At 36.6% G+C, this 17,102-nt stretch carries 17 protein-coding genes and 1 pseudogene; 4 read left to right on the top strand and 14 right to left on the bottom strand.

Going from position 1 to position 17,102, the window contains the following annotated elements; all coding sequences use genetic code 11:
• Positions 1-25 precede the first annotated feature (25 nt).
• Genes msrB through HCJ50_RS02720 form a run of 5 tightly spaced genes read right to left on the bottom strand, consistent with a single transcriptional unit; the run spans position 26 to position 3,318 of the window.
• Positions 26-463, bottom strand: coding sequence for a peptide-methionine (R)-S-oxide reductase MsrB (gene msrB / locus HCJ50_RS02700; protein ID WP_185345150.1), 438 nt, complete (start codon positions 461-463; stop codon positions 26-28).
• 6 nt (positions 464-469) lie between these two features.
• Positions 470-1,003: a peptide-methionine (S)-S-oxide reductase MsrA gene (msrA, locus tag HCJ50_RS02705; protein WP_185345152.1), complete on the bottom strand. Its 534-nt coding sequence runs from the start codon at positions 1,001-1,003 to the stop codon at positions 470-472.
• A gap of 37 nt (positions 1,004-1,040) precedes the next feature.
• Entirely contained in the window at positions 1,041-1,655 is a 615-nt protein-coding gene (locus HCJ50_RS02710) for a YpmS family protein (protein ID WP_185345154.1), read from the bottom strand.
• 15 nt (positions 1,656-1,670) lie between these two features.
• Complete coding sequence (locus HCJ50_RS02715) at positions 1,671-2,465, bottom strand: SGNH/GDSL hydrolase family protein (protein WP_185345156.1); 795 nt, start codon at positions 2,463-2,465, stop codon at positions 1,671-1,673.
• A 13-nt stretch (positions 2,466-2,478) separates the two neighbouring features.
• A complete protein-coding gene (locus tag HCJ50_RS02720; protein ID WP_185345158.1) occupies positions 2,479-3,318 on the bottom strand; it encodes a DegV family protein in 840 nt (279 codons plus the stop codon).
• A 184-nt stretch (positions 3,319-3,502) separates the two neighbouring features.
• On the opposite strand from HCJ50_RS02720, the gene trhA reads away from it, so the two are divergent.
• The 4 genes from trhA to ppdK all read left to right on the top strand — a co-directional run bounded on the left by trhA (position 3,503) and on the right by ppdK (position 8,370).
• Positions 3,503-4,135 (top strand): PAQR family membrane homeostasis protein TrhA, encoded by a 633-nt coding sequence (gene trhA / locus HCJ50_RS02725; protein ID WP_185345160.1) that lies wholly within the window; start codon positions 3,503-3,505, stop codon positions 4,133-4,135.
• A 120-nt stretch (positions 4,136-4,255) separates the two neighbouring features.
• On the top strand, positions 4,256-4,885 hold the full coding sequence (locus HCJ50_RS02730; protein WP_185345162.1) for a helix-turn-helix transcriptional regulator: 630 nt from the start codon (positions 4,256-4,258) through the stop codon (positions 4,883-4,885).
• A gap of 12 nt (positions 4,886-4,897) precedes the next feature.
• Positions 4,898-5,710 carry a pyruvate, water dikinase regulatory protein gene (locus tag HCJ50_RS02735; protein WP_185345164.1) on the top strand — a complete coding sequence of 271 codons (813 nt, stop codon included), beginning with the start codon at positions 4,898-4,900 and terminating at the stop codon, positions 5,708-5,710.
• 20 nt (positions 5,711-5,730) lie between these two features.
• A complete protein-coding gene (gene ppdK / locus HCJ50_RS02740) occupies positions 5,731-8,370 on the top strand; it encodes a pyruvate, phosphate dikinase (protein WP_185345166.1) in 2,640 nt (879 codons plus the stop codon).
• Between the two features lie 35 nt (positions 8,371-8,405).
• Here ppdK and HCJ50_RS02745 read toward each other — a convergent pair whose 3' ends face one another.
• The 9 genes and pseudogenes from HCJ50_RS02745 to HCJ50_RS02785 all read right to left on the bottom strand — a co-directional run bounded on the left by HCJ50_RS02745 (position 8,406) and on the right by HCJ50_RS02785 (position 17,093).
• A complete protein-coding gene (locus tag HCJ50_RS02745; protein WP_185345168.1) occupies positions 8,406-9,275 on the bottom strand; it encodes a PhzF family phenazine biosynthesis isomerase in 870 nt (289 codons plus the stop codon).
• A gap of 15 nt (positions 9,276-9,290) precedes the next feature.
• Positions 9,291-9,668 (bottom strand): VOC family protein, encoded by a 378-nt coding sequence (locus tag HCJ50_RS02750; protein WP_185345170.1) that lies wholly within the window; start codon positions 9,666-9,668, stop codon positions 9,291-9,293.
• Positions 9,669-9,674: 6 nt separating this feature from the next.
• Positions 9,675-10,657 (bottom strand): annotated as a pseudogene (locus HCJ50_RS02755) (aromatic acid exporter family protein); the annotation flags it as partial.
• Positions 10,658-10,753: 96 nt separating this feature from the next.
• Positions 10,754-11,377 carry a DedA family protein gene (locus tag HCJ50_RS02760; protein WP_185345174.1) on the bottom strand — a complete coding sequence of 208 codons (624 nt, stop codon included), beginning with the start codon at positions 11,375-11,377 and terminating at the stop codon, positions 10,754-10,756.
• Positions 11,378-11,514: 137 nt separating this feature from the next.
• Entirely contained in the window at positions 11,515-12,876 is a 1,362-nt protein-coding gene (locus HCJ50_RS02765) for a trypsin-like peptidase domain-containing protein (RefSeq protein WP_185345176.1), read from the bottom strand.
• 268 nt (positions 12,877-13,144) lie between these two features.
• Entirely contained in the window at positions 13,145-14,656 is a 1,512-nt protein-coding gene (locus HCJ50_RS02770; protein ID WP_185345178.1) for a phosphohexomutase domain-containing protein, read from the bottom strand.
• A 67-nt stretch (positions 14,657-14,723) separates the two neighbouring features.
• Positions 14,724-15,599, bottom strand: coding sequence for a putative RNA methyltransferase (locus HCJ50_RS02775; protein ID WP_185345180.1), 876 nt, complete (start codon positions 15,597-15,599; stop codon positions 14,724-14,726).
• 51 nt (positions 15,600-15,650) lie between these two features.
• Positions 15,651-16,133, bottom strand: coding sequence for a dihydrofolate reductase (locus tag HCJ50_RS02780; protein ID WP_185345182.1), 483 nt, complete (start codon positions 16,131-16,133; stop codon positions 15,651-15,653).
• A gap of 15 nt (positions 16,134-16,148) precedes the next feature.
• Positions 16,149-17,093: a thymidylate synthase gene (locus HCJ50_RS02785; RefSeq protein ID WP_185345184.1), complete on the bottom strand. Its 945-nt coding sequence runs from the start codon at positions 17,091-17,093 to the stop codon at positions 16,149-16,151.
• Positions 17,094-17,102: the final 9 nt, after the last annotated feature.

Below are 17,102 nucleotides of genomic sequence, written 5' to 3' on the forward strand. Positions count from 1 at the left end.
AATTTCATCTTCTGGCATTGTTTGTTTATTCAAAGATTTGCTTATATTCTTTATAGCCTTCTTCTTCTAGTTTATTAGTTGGAATAAATCTAAGTGCTGCTGAATTTATACAGTATCGAAGTCCACCCTTATCTATCGGTCCATCTGGGAAAACATGGCCTAAATGAGAATCCGCCTCTACTGATTTGACTTCTGTTCGAACCATGCCATGCGTGCGGTCTTTGTTTTCAATTATTTCTTTAGCATCAATCGGCTTTGTAAAACTAGGCCAACCACAACCAGCATCATACTGATCTTTTGAGGAGAATAATGGTTTTCCTGAAACTATATCAACATATATCCCTTCCGCCTGATTGTCATAAAATTCATTTTTAAATGGGTGTTCTGTGCTAGCTTTTTGAGTTACATTATATTGCAGTTTGGTGAGTTGTTTTAATCGCTCACTTTTTTGCTTTTCATCCATTTGACTTCACCCTTTCCAGTTTGTATCAATAAACGCCGCACGACCAGAAGCAACTTGGTAACCTTCGTAGTGCGCCTTTTCTTTTTTGTAGAAATCTTGATGATATTCTTCCGCTGGATAAAAAATTTCTGCCTTAGCAATTTCGGTGACAATTGGTTTTTTAAATCTGCCACTTGCGGCAAGAGCTGCTTTTGATTTTTCAGCAATCTCTTTTTGTTCTTCATTGTGATAAAAAATAACGGGGCGATAAGAATCTCCGCGATCAACGAATTGACCTGCCGCATCAGTTGGATCTGTTTGTTGCCAATATACTTCGACTAATTTTTCATATGGAAAAACAGCCGGATCAAATGTAATTTCAATGGCTTCGGTATGACCAGTCGTTCCACTGCATACTTCTTTATAGGTTGGATTTACAGTATGTCCGCCTGTATATCCCGAAACAACCCGCTCAATTCCCGGCTGTGTATCAAAAGGCTTCACCATACACCAAAAACATCCACCCGCAAAGGTTGCTTTTTCAAGCGATTTTTTTGTCATAAAAATGCCCCCTAAATTGGATTTTACCAACCAGTATTTAGTTAACTGGTACTAAGAGTGTAAACGAAATATCATCTTTCTTCAAATCAAGTGTATCCACACGAACTTTCGTATCACCTTTTAGTTTAAGTTTATCCAAAGCAAGATAAATTTTTTCCTTTTTCGGAATGATAGTTACCCAGTCTGGAAATTTATAATTTTTATTAACATAATTCATCACATAAGATACTGGTAACGGTAATGCACCAACAGATAAATCTTTTAATGTTAACTCCACATTTCCATCGTCAACTACTTTAGGAGCAAATTTTAAATGCAACTCAACTGGCTCATCAAAAATTTTCGCTTCTGCGGTGAAATTAACATTATTGGCAACAAATACCTTATAGCCAATATCTTGGTCATTACTAAATTCATCGATATAGGTACTAATTAACTGATTTAAATCAGACTTGGTTGTACTTGTTTGGAATTCTACAGCAGACTTATTGCTAATGAGTGATGGCGTTGGTTCTTTCTGCGGACTTACAACAAAAACCGATAAATAAATCCATCCTGCAAATATAACTAGCAGACTAATTAAAATAAGCGATGTCCATTTCCAGTAATTACGTTTTGGTTTCTTTGGGGCCGATCGTGTTTCTTTCTGCACGACTTTAACACCTTTCTATTCGTAGATTTTAGGAATATTTCCTTCGTTTAATTGCTTTACAATTGCTTTATATAATTCCATACTCATTTTTTCATAGCCTTGATGATTCGGGTGAAAATAATCATCTGATAGTAATGGATTAGGTTTGTTTTGATTAGCTTTATCTCTATTTTCAAGCGCTTTAGCTATAGGAACAAAATACATATTATCCTCTTTTTGAACGGTTTTTTGGGAGGCTTTATTCCAATCAGCAATTACTTCATCAAATTGTTTGATATCGCTAAAATAGGTTGTATATGGATTATAAATTCCCATTAAGAAAATCGCAGCATCTTTATTATAAGAACGAATATCACTCACTAATTTTTCTAATTCTTGTTGAAAGGTTTTATTTGCTTTTGTAAAATCTTCCACATCCACATCTAAAAGACGCGATTGCAAAATGGCCATAACGTCATTTCCACCAATGGTAATAGTGATTACATTCGCATTTTTAACATCTTGTTGAAAATTTTTATTGGTTTGCAGGCGTTTCTCTAGTTGGGTTATTTTATTACCAGACACACCATAATTGCTTGTCTCTACACTGGGAATAGTTGATTCTTTTTCTAACTTTTCTGGAATAATGCCAACATAGCCGCCAGCCTTATTTTCATCACCAATTCCTTCAGTAAGGGAATCTCCCATAGCAACTAATTTTATAGGAACTTCTTTTGTTTTTTGATAATAATTGATACCAAAAACTGCGCCAACTAAAAGCGCGATAATAAACACGCTTCCAGTAAGCCACAGCCATTTTTTCTTTGTCATATGAATCACTCGCTTAGTCAGTATAGTACATAAATGCAAATGCGCCAGTTCCGGCATGGGTTGAAATAACTGGGTCAGCGAAGAAAATTGGTATTTCTTCTAAGCCAGTCATTTCTTTTGTTTCAACGATAAAATCATCCGCTAGATTTAATCCGTGCGCATGAACAACATCTAAATGCTGAATTTTTTTAGGTTCCGCTTTAATTAAGTTTAAGCAATATTGAAGAACTTTTTTATTACTACGAACTTTAGTTTCTTCTTCTAATTGACCATCTGTTAACTTTGCAATTAATTTAATATTTAAAAGGCTACCTAGGAATCCTTGCATCCTTCCAACACGTCCGCCCTTAATTAAATTGTCTAATGTTACAACAACAATATACAATTTTGTTTTATTTTTAATATCATTAATTTTAGCGAGAATATCCTCTACAGAAAAATCACCAGACTGTGCCATTTCTGCAGCTGCAAGCACTTGAAAAGCTTGTCCTCGAGCCGTGTAGTCACAATCAACAACAGTAATATTTCCGTCTACTATATCGGCTGCTTGGCGTGCGGCATTGACTGTTCCACTTAGTTTTTCTGTTAAGTGAATGGAAAGGATTTCATACCCCTCCGCCGTATATTTTTCATAAGCTTCTACGAAAGAGCCAATTGCAGGCTGAGAAGATTTAGGAAGTTCTTTTGTTTCTGCCATGCGAATCATAAATTCTTCTGGGGTAATATCTGTTTTGGGATTGTATACTTTCCCATCGATTTCAACTGTTAAATATAAAACATCAATATTCCATTTCGCTGCTTCTTCTTTCGTTAGTCCAGCAGTTGAGTCTGTGATAATCTTTATTTTCCTCATTGTTTAGCCACATCCAGTTTTGCTTATTTTATTTTATTATAACATTCCCGGCATTATACACAACCTATTAACTAGTTTAAGAAAAGAGAAAGATATATTGTTTGGGTTTCTATTCCAAATTATTTAGCGTATGATAGATATACTATTACATCACAAAAAATTGGTAGAAAAGTATGGTGATCAAATGAATACCTCTTCTTATAATTGGAAGGAAGAACTAGCAAATGCCATTACGCATGGAATCGGATTTATCCTAAGTATTCCTGCACTCGTCTTACTTATAGTATTCGCCGTCCAAAAAGATAATCCTCTTTATTTAACTAGTTTTTTAGTTTATGGAATTTCACTTATGTTATTATATGTTTGCTCCACATTACTCCATAGCTTCAAACCTTGTAAAGCAAGAACTGTTTTTAATATTATGGACCATGCCGCGATTTATGTACTAATTGCTGGCAGCTATACCCCATTTGTATTAATCACTATTCAAGGGACACTTGGTTGGACGCTCTTTGGCATTATTTGGGGACTTGCTATTGCTGGGATTATTTATAAAATTTTTATGACTGGCAAACTAAAATTATTATCCACTTCCGTATATCTTCTAATGGGTTGGATGGTTATGTTTGCAATCAAGCCTCTTTATACTGGACTTACACCAGCTGGATTTTGGTTACTAGCGACTGGTGGCATTATGTTTACAGTGGGTGCGATTTTTTATAGTATTCCTAAAGTTCCTTATATGCATGCAATTTGGCATTTGTTTGTTATCGCTGGGACCGCTTTTATGTATTTTTGTATTTTATTTTATGTTTAAATAGTTCCTTTTCAAACCTTTTCCATTTGGAGGAGGTTTTTTTATATAGTATGACACAATTAACACTTGTTTTTAATTATGTCATACTATATAATGATTAGCATAACACATTAAAAGGATGTGATTCCAATCGAACTTTCTCCTAGACAACACCAGATTGTTGCTTATGTTCGCGCCAATGAACCAGCAACTGGAGATTCCATAGCTGCTCATTTGAAATTGACACGGGCAACCATTCGAGCTGACTTGTCGATATTAACGATGACAGGAATTTTAGATGCAAGGCCCAAAGTAGGCTATTTTTATTCAGGTCTTGAGACAAACCCCATTCATTTTGATCAAATTCGCCAATTAAAAGTAGCGGATATAATGACTCAACCATTTTTCGCAAAAAAAGAAACAAGTGTGTACGATGCAATTGTGATGCTGTTCATGGAAGATATTGGTAGCTTATATGTTATGGATGATGAAAAATTGGTCGGTCTAGTTTCTAGAAAAGATTTGCTTAAAGGCGCCCTTGCCGATGCAGATACAAAAGCAACTCCCATTGCAACAATCATGACCCGTATGCCAAATCTCGTCACCGTAACCAAACAAGATACAGTCTTACACGCTGCCGAACAACTTGTTTTCCATCAAATTGATTCTCTTCCAGTGCTTGAAGTAAAAGCCGGAAAAACAACTGTTATTGGGAAAATTTCTAAAACACGCATAACCGCACTTTTTGTAGATACAATAAAAAAGGTTTAATAGGAGGCACATATGGAAAATCCGGTTATTATTTATGTTATTTCAGACGCTATCGGAGAAACTGCTCAACATATTATTCGCGCTGTAACTGCACAATTTTCACTTAAACAACCAGCTGATATTCGTCGCCATGCTTTTATTCGTGATGAAAAAGCATTACTCGAAACATTAGAAGAGGCAAAAGACGCTGATGGAATTGTTGTCCAAACGTTAGTACAAGCTAAATTAGCTGAATATGCAACTCAATTTTGTTCCAAGCATGCTATTCCTAATATTGATTTATTACATACACTCACCTCCGCTGTAGAAGCAAAAACTGGGTTAAAGTCCAAACAAGACCCTGGCAATATGCGTCGTTTAGATAGTCATTATTTTGACCGTATTGCTGCAATTGAATTTGCTGTTAAATATGACGATTGCAAAGATCCTCGTGGCTTATTAGATGCTGATATTGTACTTGTCGGTGTATCAAGAACTAGTAAAACACCACTCAGCAGCTTTTTAGCTAATCAAAATTGGAAAGTAGCCAATGTTCCGCTCGTCCCTGAAATACCAATCCCAGCTGAACTATTCCAAATTCCGCCAGAACGAATTATTGGTCTAACAACTAGCCCAGAAAAATTAGCACAAATTAGAAAAGTACGTTTAAAATCAATTGGTTTAGATGAAGCGAGTAACTATTCCAGCGAAAAAAGAATTTTAGAAGAACTAGAATATGGCTATGCTACGTTTAAAAAGCTTGGCTGCCAAGTAATTCATGTAGAAGATAAAGCAATCGAGGAAACTGCTGCTCTAATCACAGAAATTATCACAAGTTACCACTAATTTTAGAAGAGGTGAATAAAGTGAGAAAATTTGTCTATCAGTTTAGTGAAGGTTCCAAAGAAATGAAACATCTTTTAGGAGGAAAAGGCGCAAATTTAGCCGAAATGACGAATATTGGCTTGCCTGTCCCTCCCGGCTTTATTATTTCAACTGCTGCTTGTAACGATTATACCGACAGTAATAAACATTTATCCGAAGACATTTTTGAAGAGGTGAAAATTCATTTAGCGGAATTAGAAAAGCAAACCGGGAAAATATTTGGTTTGGCGGAAAACCCACTACTAGTTTCGGTTCGATCTGGCGCACCCTTTTCTATGCCTGGAATGATGGATACGGTTTTAAACTTAGGACTAAATGATGCCACTACAAATGGACTTGCAGATTTAACCAATGACCAACGCTCTGCCTTTGATTCTTATCGACGTTTTATCCAAATGTTTGGGGATGTGGTTTTTGAAATCCCAAGTTATCAGTTTGAACAAGCACTTTCCAGGATAAAAAAAGCCAATCATTATCAATCTGACACAGAGCTGACAACAACTGATTTAACTGATTTAATTGCTGCTTACAAACAAATTTTCCAACAAGCGACAGGAGAAGCATTCCCGCAAGATCCACTGAAACAACTTAAACTGGCAATTATCGCGGTATTTAAGTCGTGGATGAATCACCGAGCTGTTGTTTATCGCCGTTTACATGATATTGATGCTAGCTATGGGACAGCGGTTAATATTCAATCAATGGTTTTTGGTAATACAGGAGAAACTAGTGGTACAGGAATTACCTTTACCCGAAACCCATCTACAGGTGAAAAAGGTGTATTTGGAGAATTTTTATTAAATGCGCAAGGTGAAGATGTCGTCGCTGGTATCCGAACTCCTGAGCCAATTGCCACTTTAAAAGAAAGAATGCCTACAGTCTATAATGAATTAATCACCATTTGTACTTTATTAGAAAATCATTATTTAGATATGCAAGATATTGAATTTACGATTGAAAAAGAGAAACTTTACGTCTTACAAACTAGAAATGGAAAAAGAACAGCTAAAGCCGCTATTCAAATTGCTGTTGATTTCGTTCATGAAGGAAAAATTACTAAAGAAGAAGCCTTAATACGCATCGAAACAAAGCAACTTCACCAACTGCTTCATCCTGCCTTTCTTGAAAGCGCTCTAAAAAAAGCAGAAATAGTTGCCCACGGTTTACCAGCAAGTCCAGGAGCTGCTACCGGACATATTTATTTTGAGGCAAAAGATGCTGTTCAAGCAGCTGAACGTGGTATTTCAGTGATTCTTGTTCGAAATGAGACTTCACCAGAAGACATTGAGGGAATGGCCAAAAGTACTGCTATTTTAACAGCACAAGGTGGAATGACTTCTCATGCTGCTGTAGTTGCTCGAGGAATGGGGAAATGTTGTATCGCTGGTTGTTCTGATCTAACAATCAGCCAACAAGAAAAAACCATTACTCTTTCTACAGGAGAAATTTTACAAGAAGGAGCTGCTTTGTCACTTGATGGTTCTACCGGTAATGTCTATCTAGGAAAAGTCGAACAAACCGAAGCATCCATTGGTGGGCATTTTGACGAGTTAATGGCATGGGCTGATACGGAAAAACAACTTGCTATCCGTGTTAATGCAGACACCCCTGCCGATTTTCAAAAAGCATTACTCTTTGGCGCTGAAGGCATTGGACTTTGCCGGACAGAGCACATGTTTTTTGATGAAAAACGGATTTTATTCGTTCGACAAATGATTTTAGCGGAGTCTTTAACGGAACGCGAAACTGTCTTAGCCTCATTGAAAGAAATGCAAAAAGAAGATTTTCGGGCATTATTCCGCATGGCTGATGGTCGTTCCGTCAATATTCGGTTATTGGATCCACCACTACATGAATTTTTACCAAAAAGTAGCCAAGAAATCGAGCAGTTAGCAAATGATATGCATAAAACGGTCTCACAAGTAAAAAAACGAGTGCAAGAACTGGCAGAAGCTAATCCAATGCTTGGGCACCGTGGTTGTCGGCTTGCTATTACGTTTCCTGAGATATACCGAATGCAAGCAGAAGCGATTATTGAAAGTGCAATCACTGTCTATGATGAAGGTATCAAAGTCCATCCAGAAATAATGATTCCTCTCATTGCTACAAAAAATGAATTAAGTTTTATAAAAAAAGAAATTAAACAAGCTATTCATACCATTTTTGATAGAGAACGGGTCATCCTTCCGTATGATATTGGTACGATGATTGAAATTCCGCGCGCTTGCATTACCGCAGATGAAATCGCCGAAGAAGCACAATTTTTCAGTTTTGGAACGAATGATTTAACACAACTAACTTACGGATTTTCTCGTGATGATGCGACTAAATTCCTTGCTGATTATTACCAGCACAATATTTTATCCAAAGACCCATTTATGACAATAGATAAAACTGGTGTTGGTGCACTTGTTGAAATGGCTGTAACTCGTGGACGAATGACCCATGCAAATTTAAAAATGGGTGTTTGCGGAGAGCACGGCGGAGATCCAGAATCCATTCAGTTTTTCCATCAATTAGGTCTCTCGTATGTTTCTTGTTCCCCTTATCGTGTTCCAATTGCACGACTAGCTGCGGCTCAAGCTGCTTTAAATCATAAAAAACAGCTGGCAATCCAATGAGATTGCCAGCTGTTTTTTTAGAATTCATAGGTTGATTACACTTCCACTTCCAACGTCTTATTTAAACAAGCTGTTCCAGAAATACTTACTTCTTGTTGCCCAGTTGCATCTATTTCAACTTGGACAAAAACAGTTCCTTCACTTTGCACTTGTTTACCTTGAGTGACAGTTATTTTATTTCTTTCTCCGGATGTATAAATATGATTTAGTGCATAGGCTCCCATAACACCAGAAGCAGTTCCAGTCACAGAATCCTCCTTCGTTCCAGCAGCAGGCGAGGAGAAATGTCTGGCGGTAAAAGTTCCATCCTGTTTAGAAATAATTGCAAATGGATGTATGGAAGATTTAGGTATTTCCTTTAAAATCCCTGGAAACTCATTTGGTGTTGGGGTCATTGTATCTAAAATAGCTTCATTTTTAACTGGTAAAAGTAATGTCCATGATCCAGTATTTCCGTATTTAATTGGCAATTTGGCATGAAGATCAGTTTTTTGGATGCCTAAACTTTGGCAAAGCGCCGACCGATTCCCATTAAAATCAATAAACTTTGGTCGGGCTTGTTGCATCGTTATTTGGTATCCCTTTGCTTCGTAACTAACAAGCAAAACCCCTACAGCTGTTTCTATTTCTAGTTGGCAATTTTCTTGTCCATTTAGAAGCGCAAAAATCGCTCCCATTGTTGCATGGCCACAAAGCGGTGTTTCATAACCTGGAGTAAAATATCTTAATTTTAATGCAGCTGTATCACTTTTACAAATAAAAACCGTTTCATTAAAACCAACTTTTTTAGCAATTTGTTGCATTTGTTCTTTACTATAAGAATCACCAGAAAAAACCACGCCTGCTGGATTGCCTTTTCCCGGCTTACTTGTAAAGGCATCTACTCTCACAACTTCACACTTCATTTATACGCTCCTATACTATTTTTCACAAATCGCAAAATAATTCCCCTCGTTATCCGCAAAATTAAAAACTAATCCCATTGGTAAATCGACTAATTCACCAACAGTTATCCCTTTCTTTTTATAGCTGTCATATAGTTCTGCAACATTTTTTCCAAAAAGTAAAATGGATGGTGTTCCAAGGTTCATATCTGGATTTGCTTCGGCCACTTTCTGTTTATTTTGCAAAACAAAAGTAGTTTCTGCCTCTTTCGTGGGTGCAATTTCTATCCACTGAATTTCCCCATTTACCACTTCTTCTGAAACAACAACAAAATCTAATTTTTCTACCCAAAAGTCTCTAACAGCGGCTTGATTTTCTACATACAACATTACTTGGCCAATTTTATTTATCATATTTGATCGCCCTCTCGTAACTTTATTTTTTCCTTTAAACCAAACTCTGCATAAAAATCACGCTTCATTTCTAGTAAATAACGTAAATCATTCATAAATTGAAACAGGATTGCTCGATTTTCGAATTCTTCACGTGTCTCGGGAAGTTTGCTACTTTTAAATTCATGTACCATCATTGTAATTTCTGCAACTAAATCTTCCGCAGTATTATGCTCATCTAGTGTCATCGCCGTTTTTTCAGTGATTTCTGCCAGTGCCAAACTTTGCTCAGAAGAATGATGGAAAGCCACTAAATGACGTTTCATTTGTGTTAAAATTCGGTACTGCACAAGACGCATATCCACATACTGGGAGTAATAATGGGAAGCTGTAAAAAATTGATTATCCAAATTTCGTGCAGCTTTTTCTTGTGCATAGTCTAATGTACCCTTTAATTGATGTAATAATCCAAATTCATCCCGATATTCTGATTGATTACGTAACCCTTGTGTCATCTCCGTTAAAATTTGTCGCATAATCTCTTCCACTTTTTGTTGTGTTCGTTTTAATTCATCTTCCATTTTTGGCATATATAGGTTTAAAATAATCGCAATGCCCGCTCCAACAGCCATTAACAACAGCTCATTTTTAAACCAAAAGAACGAAAGCGATTGTTCTAATAAAATGTGTGTAACAAGTACTGAACTGACAACGATACCATCTGCAACATGTAATTTAACCGCAAGTGGAATGAAAATAAGTAAATATAACCCAAAACTCACTGCATTATAACCAATCAATAAGAAAAATATTGCCGCAATCGATAAGGCTAAAACGGTCGAATAGACACGTTGAATTGCTAATTGTAACGACCCTTTTTTTGTGTTTTGCACACTTAATATCGCAATAATACCTGCCGAAACTGCATACTCCAAATGTAGCCATTCTGCTATAATTATTGCCAGTGTCGCAGCAATTGCTGTTTTTACTGTCCGCATCCCAATTCGCATTTATTCCATCCCCTTCTCCATGTACAATTTATCATAGCATGAAAGCCAAAATCGCAAAAGAAAAACCTTGAAGATTGCTCTTACAAGGTTACCATTTTATTCTCCATCTATTGTTTTTTTAAATCGTGCTCGAAAGAAGAAACATACTCCAACTATTACAATTAGCGCAATAACACTATAAATAATTGCCGAAAAACTATCCATAAACACAATAATTTCATTCCAAGATTCGCCAAGCATAGCACCAAGACCAATTAAAACCGTATTCCAAAGAAAACTTCCAGCAGTTGTAAGTATTAAAAACTTAGACATTTTCATCTGCGTCATCCCAGCTGGAATAGAAATCAAACTCCGAATAAGTGGAATCATCCGACATATAAACACAGCCCAGCTACCATATTTCAAAAAGAAACTTTCCGCACGTTCAATATCACTTTCTTTTAAACGCAAAACTCGACCATATTTTAAAACAAAATTTGTCATCCGTTCTTTACCAAAAAACGATGCAACCTTATATAATAAAATAGCTCCTATTACCGATCCAAGTGTGGCAACGATAATCACCGTCACAACATTCATTGCGGAAATAGTCGTCATAAAACCACCAAAAGTTAAAATAATCTCAGAGGGAATTGGCGGAAATAAATTCTCCACCATAATTAATAAAAAAATACCAATATAACCAAAATCAGTCATAATTCCTGTAATCCATGCTTCCAAAAAACACACTCCTATACTTTATTTCCCTTTTAAAGTAAGTGCTTGCTTTTAAAGTTTACTATAATAGTTCTGATATTTCAATGGTTTACTGCAAATAAAAAACTTGGCACGTTTTAGCGCACCAAGTTTTGATTTTGTTATTTTGCCACAAGTCTCATCTGTACGGCTTCTATTCTTAAACTTTGCCCTGTTGTTCCGGCAGTTGCTCCGTCTTTTACCCAGCCTTGCCAGCCTTTATTTTGAACGTGAGCTCTATATTGCACAGAGTAATTTTTGGCCATATTTCCAGTTAATTTTACTTGAAAGGCCTCTAAACGTTTTGATTGTCCACGAGTCCCAGAAATTTCACCATTTTTTAGCCAACCTTGCCAACCAATACCTTGAACATGAGAACGATACTGTACATCCCCAGAATAAGGCATCCCTGATATGCTAATTTTTATTGCTTCTGCTCGTAAGCCTAGCCCTGTTGTCCCAGCGGTTGTACCATTGGCTACATTACCCATCCATCCATTACTTTGAACGTGTAATTCATAGTTTATTCCCTTTTGCTTGCTTACAGCTAAATTGTTACTAAATGCCCACGTATAGATATTGTTTAGTTTTTCTTTTGTAATTCGAGTACCAAAGTTATCTTCTGAACGATCTCTATATTCATATGCATTTACGGCTAGAATTTGTTTTTTAGAATTATAAACACCGCTCCCACTACTACCGCCAGTTGTATCTAATTTGTAATAAACATTATTTGCAGTTGTTTTAGAAATGCTACCTGATTGCGTGAACAATTTCCCTTTTTTATCACCGTGATACCCACTTATAGTAATTGCTCCAGATGTATTTGTTGTTAACCCCATCGTACCAGTTTTTTGTCCTATATTTTTATTTAATTTAATAACAGCATAATCTTCCGAGGAAGGTTCTTTTTTGATCCATTCTTTTGGTACATACATTTTTTTTGCCGTTGCTACACCAAATGGTGCTACTGACCCATTATATCCGGGACGTACTGTTACTTTAGTTGCCCAACCGCCATATTCCTTTTGATACAAACAATGAGCAGCTGTGAGTACTGAGTCATCTCCAATCATTTGTCCACTTCCAACGCTATGCATACCCACTTTTGTTAAGTTTGGAAATTCAGCCTCTATAAAAACGCTTGTAGAATAAGGATATTGTGCAGTATTAGTTACGAGCTTTCTTCCGTCCGCTCCAAAAATACTTTTTACGCTGGGAATAACTTCTTGTTCATCATTCACAAATTCAATTCCAGATAAATCCACTTCCTGCGCATCAGAGGTATCTAATGTCCCTTCTGTCGCATTGACATCTTCTAAATCGCTAATTTCATCAACAATAAATTCTTCTCCATCATTTGTTACTGTTTCTCCAACTACTTTTTCATCCGTTGTCGTTTCCGTTGCTTGTGCTACTATCCCGCCACCTAACAGGAATAGTATAAAGACCAATAATAAAGCTAGCATTCTAAGTTTTTTCATTGTTGTATCTCCTTTTTATTTTTTAGTAAATAAATACAAAAATAAATATTTGTTCCATGTCGTCTATTCTGTACTTTAACTACCTTTACTATTTTTCTCCTCCCGTAAATAATAAATTCATCTCCGTTACTGTTGTTTTTATTATGTATTTATTTTTTTGCGAATATATAGTTATATTCACATAGTTATTATACTATATGCGTCCATTTATTTGTTAAGCTTTTTGCATAAAAAAAGAAGCCAACAAAGTGCTGACTTCTAATCTTTCTTATTCTTCTAATTCCGCCTTACTCGCAAAAAATCCAGCTAAGCGTTCTTTCACTTTTAGAATTCCACCAACTTCATCACTTTCTAAATTCATTGGCATTACTGGTTCGTGCAGGCTCATACGTAGTAAGAACCAACCTTCGCCGAGTGCTCCGCTTGTATTGACACGAATACCTTCCAAATTTTCTGGTTCTAGCGACATATCATTGTCTGCTTCGACAAACTTTTGAAAATCTGTTAACACTTCTTGACCGTAAGCTTTAAAATCATTTGCTGTAATACTTAAGCGAATTTCTTCACTTTCTGCCGGTTCTTTTAAATCGGCAATTAAATCAGCTAAGTCTTGGCCATTTCTATGAAGGGTTGCGTATGTCATTAAAATTTTTGCAATTAAATAGGCGCCATCATCAAGGAAATAATTTTCTTTTAGCGCCGCATGTCCGCTTACTTCAATAGCGATTTCTGAAGGCGTTCCTTCTCTATTTAGTCGAAGTGCCTCATTAATTACATTTCGATAGCCGCGTTTAAAACGGTGTTGTTTTCCACCTTTTTCTGCAATAAAGGCTTGCAAGTGACCAGAAGTAGTCGAGTCAGTGACAATTGTTGTTCCTGGTTTTTCTTGTAAAATTATACTTGAAATAACAGCAATGAGTGGATTGCGGTTCAAGCTTTCTCCATGTTTATCCATAATAGCTGAACGATCGACATCCGTATCAAAAATCACACCTAAGTCTGCACCGCTCGCTAGAACTGCTTTTTTCAAGCTTGCCATCGCCTCTTCGTTATCCGGATTCGGAATATGATTAGGGAAATGACCATCAGGATCTAAAAATTGACTACCAGAAATATCTGCGCCAAGTTCTGCAAGTACTTTCTCTGCAAAAAAACCGCCAGCCCCATTTCCAGCATCAACAATAATATGACTTCCTTCTAATGGCTTCATTTTATCAGCGGCCCCAGTAATACCTGCTCTGATTTTTGCGGTTAAGTCTGCTGCATAGGTAGAAAGTAAATCTTGTTTTGTTACTTTACCAGCATTTAGACCTGTTTCTATAAAAGATTTATCCGCATGCGAAACAATATAATCAATATCCTCATGTTCTGCACCGCCAGATTTCGTAAATAATTTTAGTCCGTTATACATAAAAGGTAGGTGGCTCGCTGTAATCATAATTCCCGCATCACAATTATAGTCCTCATATTGAGTTGCCATAAACATTGCTGGTGTAGTCGCCAGTCCCACATCAACAACATCTATACCTGCAAATAAAAGTCCTTTTATAAGTGCAGCTTTTAATCGTTCAGCTGAAAGTCGGCTATCATGACCAATCGCTACCGTTGCTTGATTTTCTACACCTTTTTCTGCTTTTAGCCATTTCGCAAATCCATAAGCAATCTTTTCTACACGTTCATCTGTCAACGTAATCGGATATTTTTCTGTAGCAATCGCAATTCCACGTATGTCTGATCCGTTTTGCAGTGCTTCTAACGCCTTCACTTCTGATTGATTCATGTCATTCCTCCAGCTTCTATATTTTCTACTACATTATAGCTTATATTGCGCATAATTCACATAGTTTTTACAAAAGTGGTGCTCTTTTTGCAATAATGATTTGCAAGTCAACGGTTAGCTCTTGCGGTGGATTTGCCAATAATTCACGTTTTTTCTCTGCATCAATATGCCAACCAAGTGGGGTCATTTCAAGAAAATCAGCAAATAATTCTTTGGCGATTGGTGCTTTATAAGTCACTCGCTCCATATGTTCCACCGTTAGTTTTTCTGCTAATCGTGATGTAACCGAGTCATTCGAATAGCTACTTTTCTCGTCCATATAAATAAATTCGCGCAATTCTCGTAAATAGTTTTCTTCCGGAACAACTTTTAGCAAATAGCCATCTGTTTTTAATAAGCGCGTGAATTCCTCATAATTCGAAGGTGATAAAATATTTAAAATGACATCTGCTGTCTCTGATTGGTTTGGACAATTAGCTAAATCAGCTACCGTCCAAACAATTCCCGGATAATCCCGTGCAGCTTGTTTCACTCCTTCTTTAGCAATATCTAGTCCAACAGCTTGTACAGATTGTCCTTTTGTTTGAAGTTCCTTTACTATTCGCGCTAAATGACTTCCTTCACCGCAACCAGCATCATATAAGACGACCTCTGTTTTTTTCGTATCCGTAATAATAGTTATCATCCGTTCGATTAACTTTTCAAAAAAACCACTCGCAATCACTTTTTTTCGTGATTCAAATAAGGCTTGACCATATTTGGTTTTATGTGCCTGCTTAAGCAAATGCAAGTAACCTGGTTTAGCAATATCAAAACCATGCCGTTCCGGACAAACAAATGAGAGCGGTTCTTCTAGTACAAATTCGCCACCACAAATTGGACAAGAAAGAAGTGTCATACTTTCTTTCATTGCAAGCTTATTTATCTCCATTTTTGATAACAATGAATCTTCACTCCACTCGAAAAACGTTGCCCATACACAGGCAACGTTCTGCTAATTTCTTTTATACGTATAGAAGGTATAATTATACTTGTTTTTTTCATCTTTTTCGTGAGGTTCTTTTGCAACTTCTGAAAAATTCTCCCAATCTACTTCTGGAAATGCAGTATCAGCATCAAATTCCGCATCAATTTTTGTAACAATTAACGTATCTGCCACATCCATAAATAAACGATAAATTTCCGCTCCACCAACAACATAAATTGGCTCACCCGTTTTCTGAAGATCTAACACAGCCTCTTTGGAATGAAGAATTTCTGCATCATCTAGCTGCAATTCTTTATCCCGAGTTAACACGATAGTTTTTCGATTTGGTAAAGCTTTTCCTAATGATTCATAAGTTTTCCGCCCCATTACCAGTGTTTTTCCAGTGGTTGTTTTTTTGAAAAATTGTAAATCTCCTGGTAAGTGCCACGGCATTTTGTTATCTTTACCAATATTGCCAGCACGGTCTTGTGCCCAAACAAAAATAATCATCCAAGAAAACCTCCCTTATACTGAAATTGGTGCTTTTATTGCTGGATCAGGATTATAACCATCTAGTGAAATATCCGCTACTTCAAAATCAAAAATAGTTGCTGGTTTATCAGAAAGAACTAATTTTGGAAGTGCGTGCGGAGTTCTTGTTAATTGTTCTTTCACTTGTTCAATATGATTATTATAAAGGTGTGCATCTCCCATTGTATGGATAAACTCACCAACTTCAAGTCCAACTTCCCTCGCAATAAGATGCGTTAAAAGTGCGTAACTTGCAATGTTAAATGGAACTCCTAAGAAAATATCTGCACTGCGCTGGTAAAGCTGGCATGATAATTTCCCATCCGCCACATAAAATTGGAATAACGAATGACAAGGTGGTAATGCCATATTGGGAATATCTTCTGGATTCCAGGCAGATACAATTAAACGACGCGAATTTGGGTTTGTTTTAATCATCTCAATTAAATCAGCTAATTGATCAATAGTTTCCCCTTGTGAAGTTTTCCATTCACGCCATTGTTTGCCGTAAATATTACCCAGCTCACCGTATTTACTCGCAAAATCTTCCTCTTCCAAAATACGTGTTTTAAATTTTTCCATTTCCGCTTGATACACTTCTTTAAATGCTGAATCACGCTCTGCTCTTAGTCCAAAATCTGTCATATCTTCCCCGTGGTAATCAGCACTTTTTACAAAACGCTCAAACGCCCACTCGTTCCAGATATTGTTTTTATGTTGTAGAAGGTATCGAATATTCGTATCACCGTGTAAAAACCATAACAATTCGCTTACTACAAGTTTAAATGGTACACGTTTTGTTGTCATAATCGGAAAACCCGCTTGTAAGTCAAAGCGCATTTGATAGCCAAATGTGCTGATTGTTCCAGTTCCAGTGCGATCTCCTTTTTGTGTCCCATTTTCTAAAACGTATTTTTCTAAATCCAAATATTGTTTCATTGTTCGCAC

Origin of the sequence: Listeria immobilis, assembly GCF_014322765.1 — a bacterium.
GTDB lineage: Bacteria > Bacillota > Bacilli > Lactobacillales > Listeriaceae > Listeria > Listeria immobilis.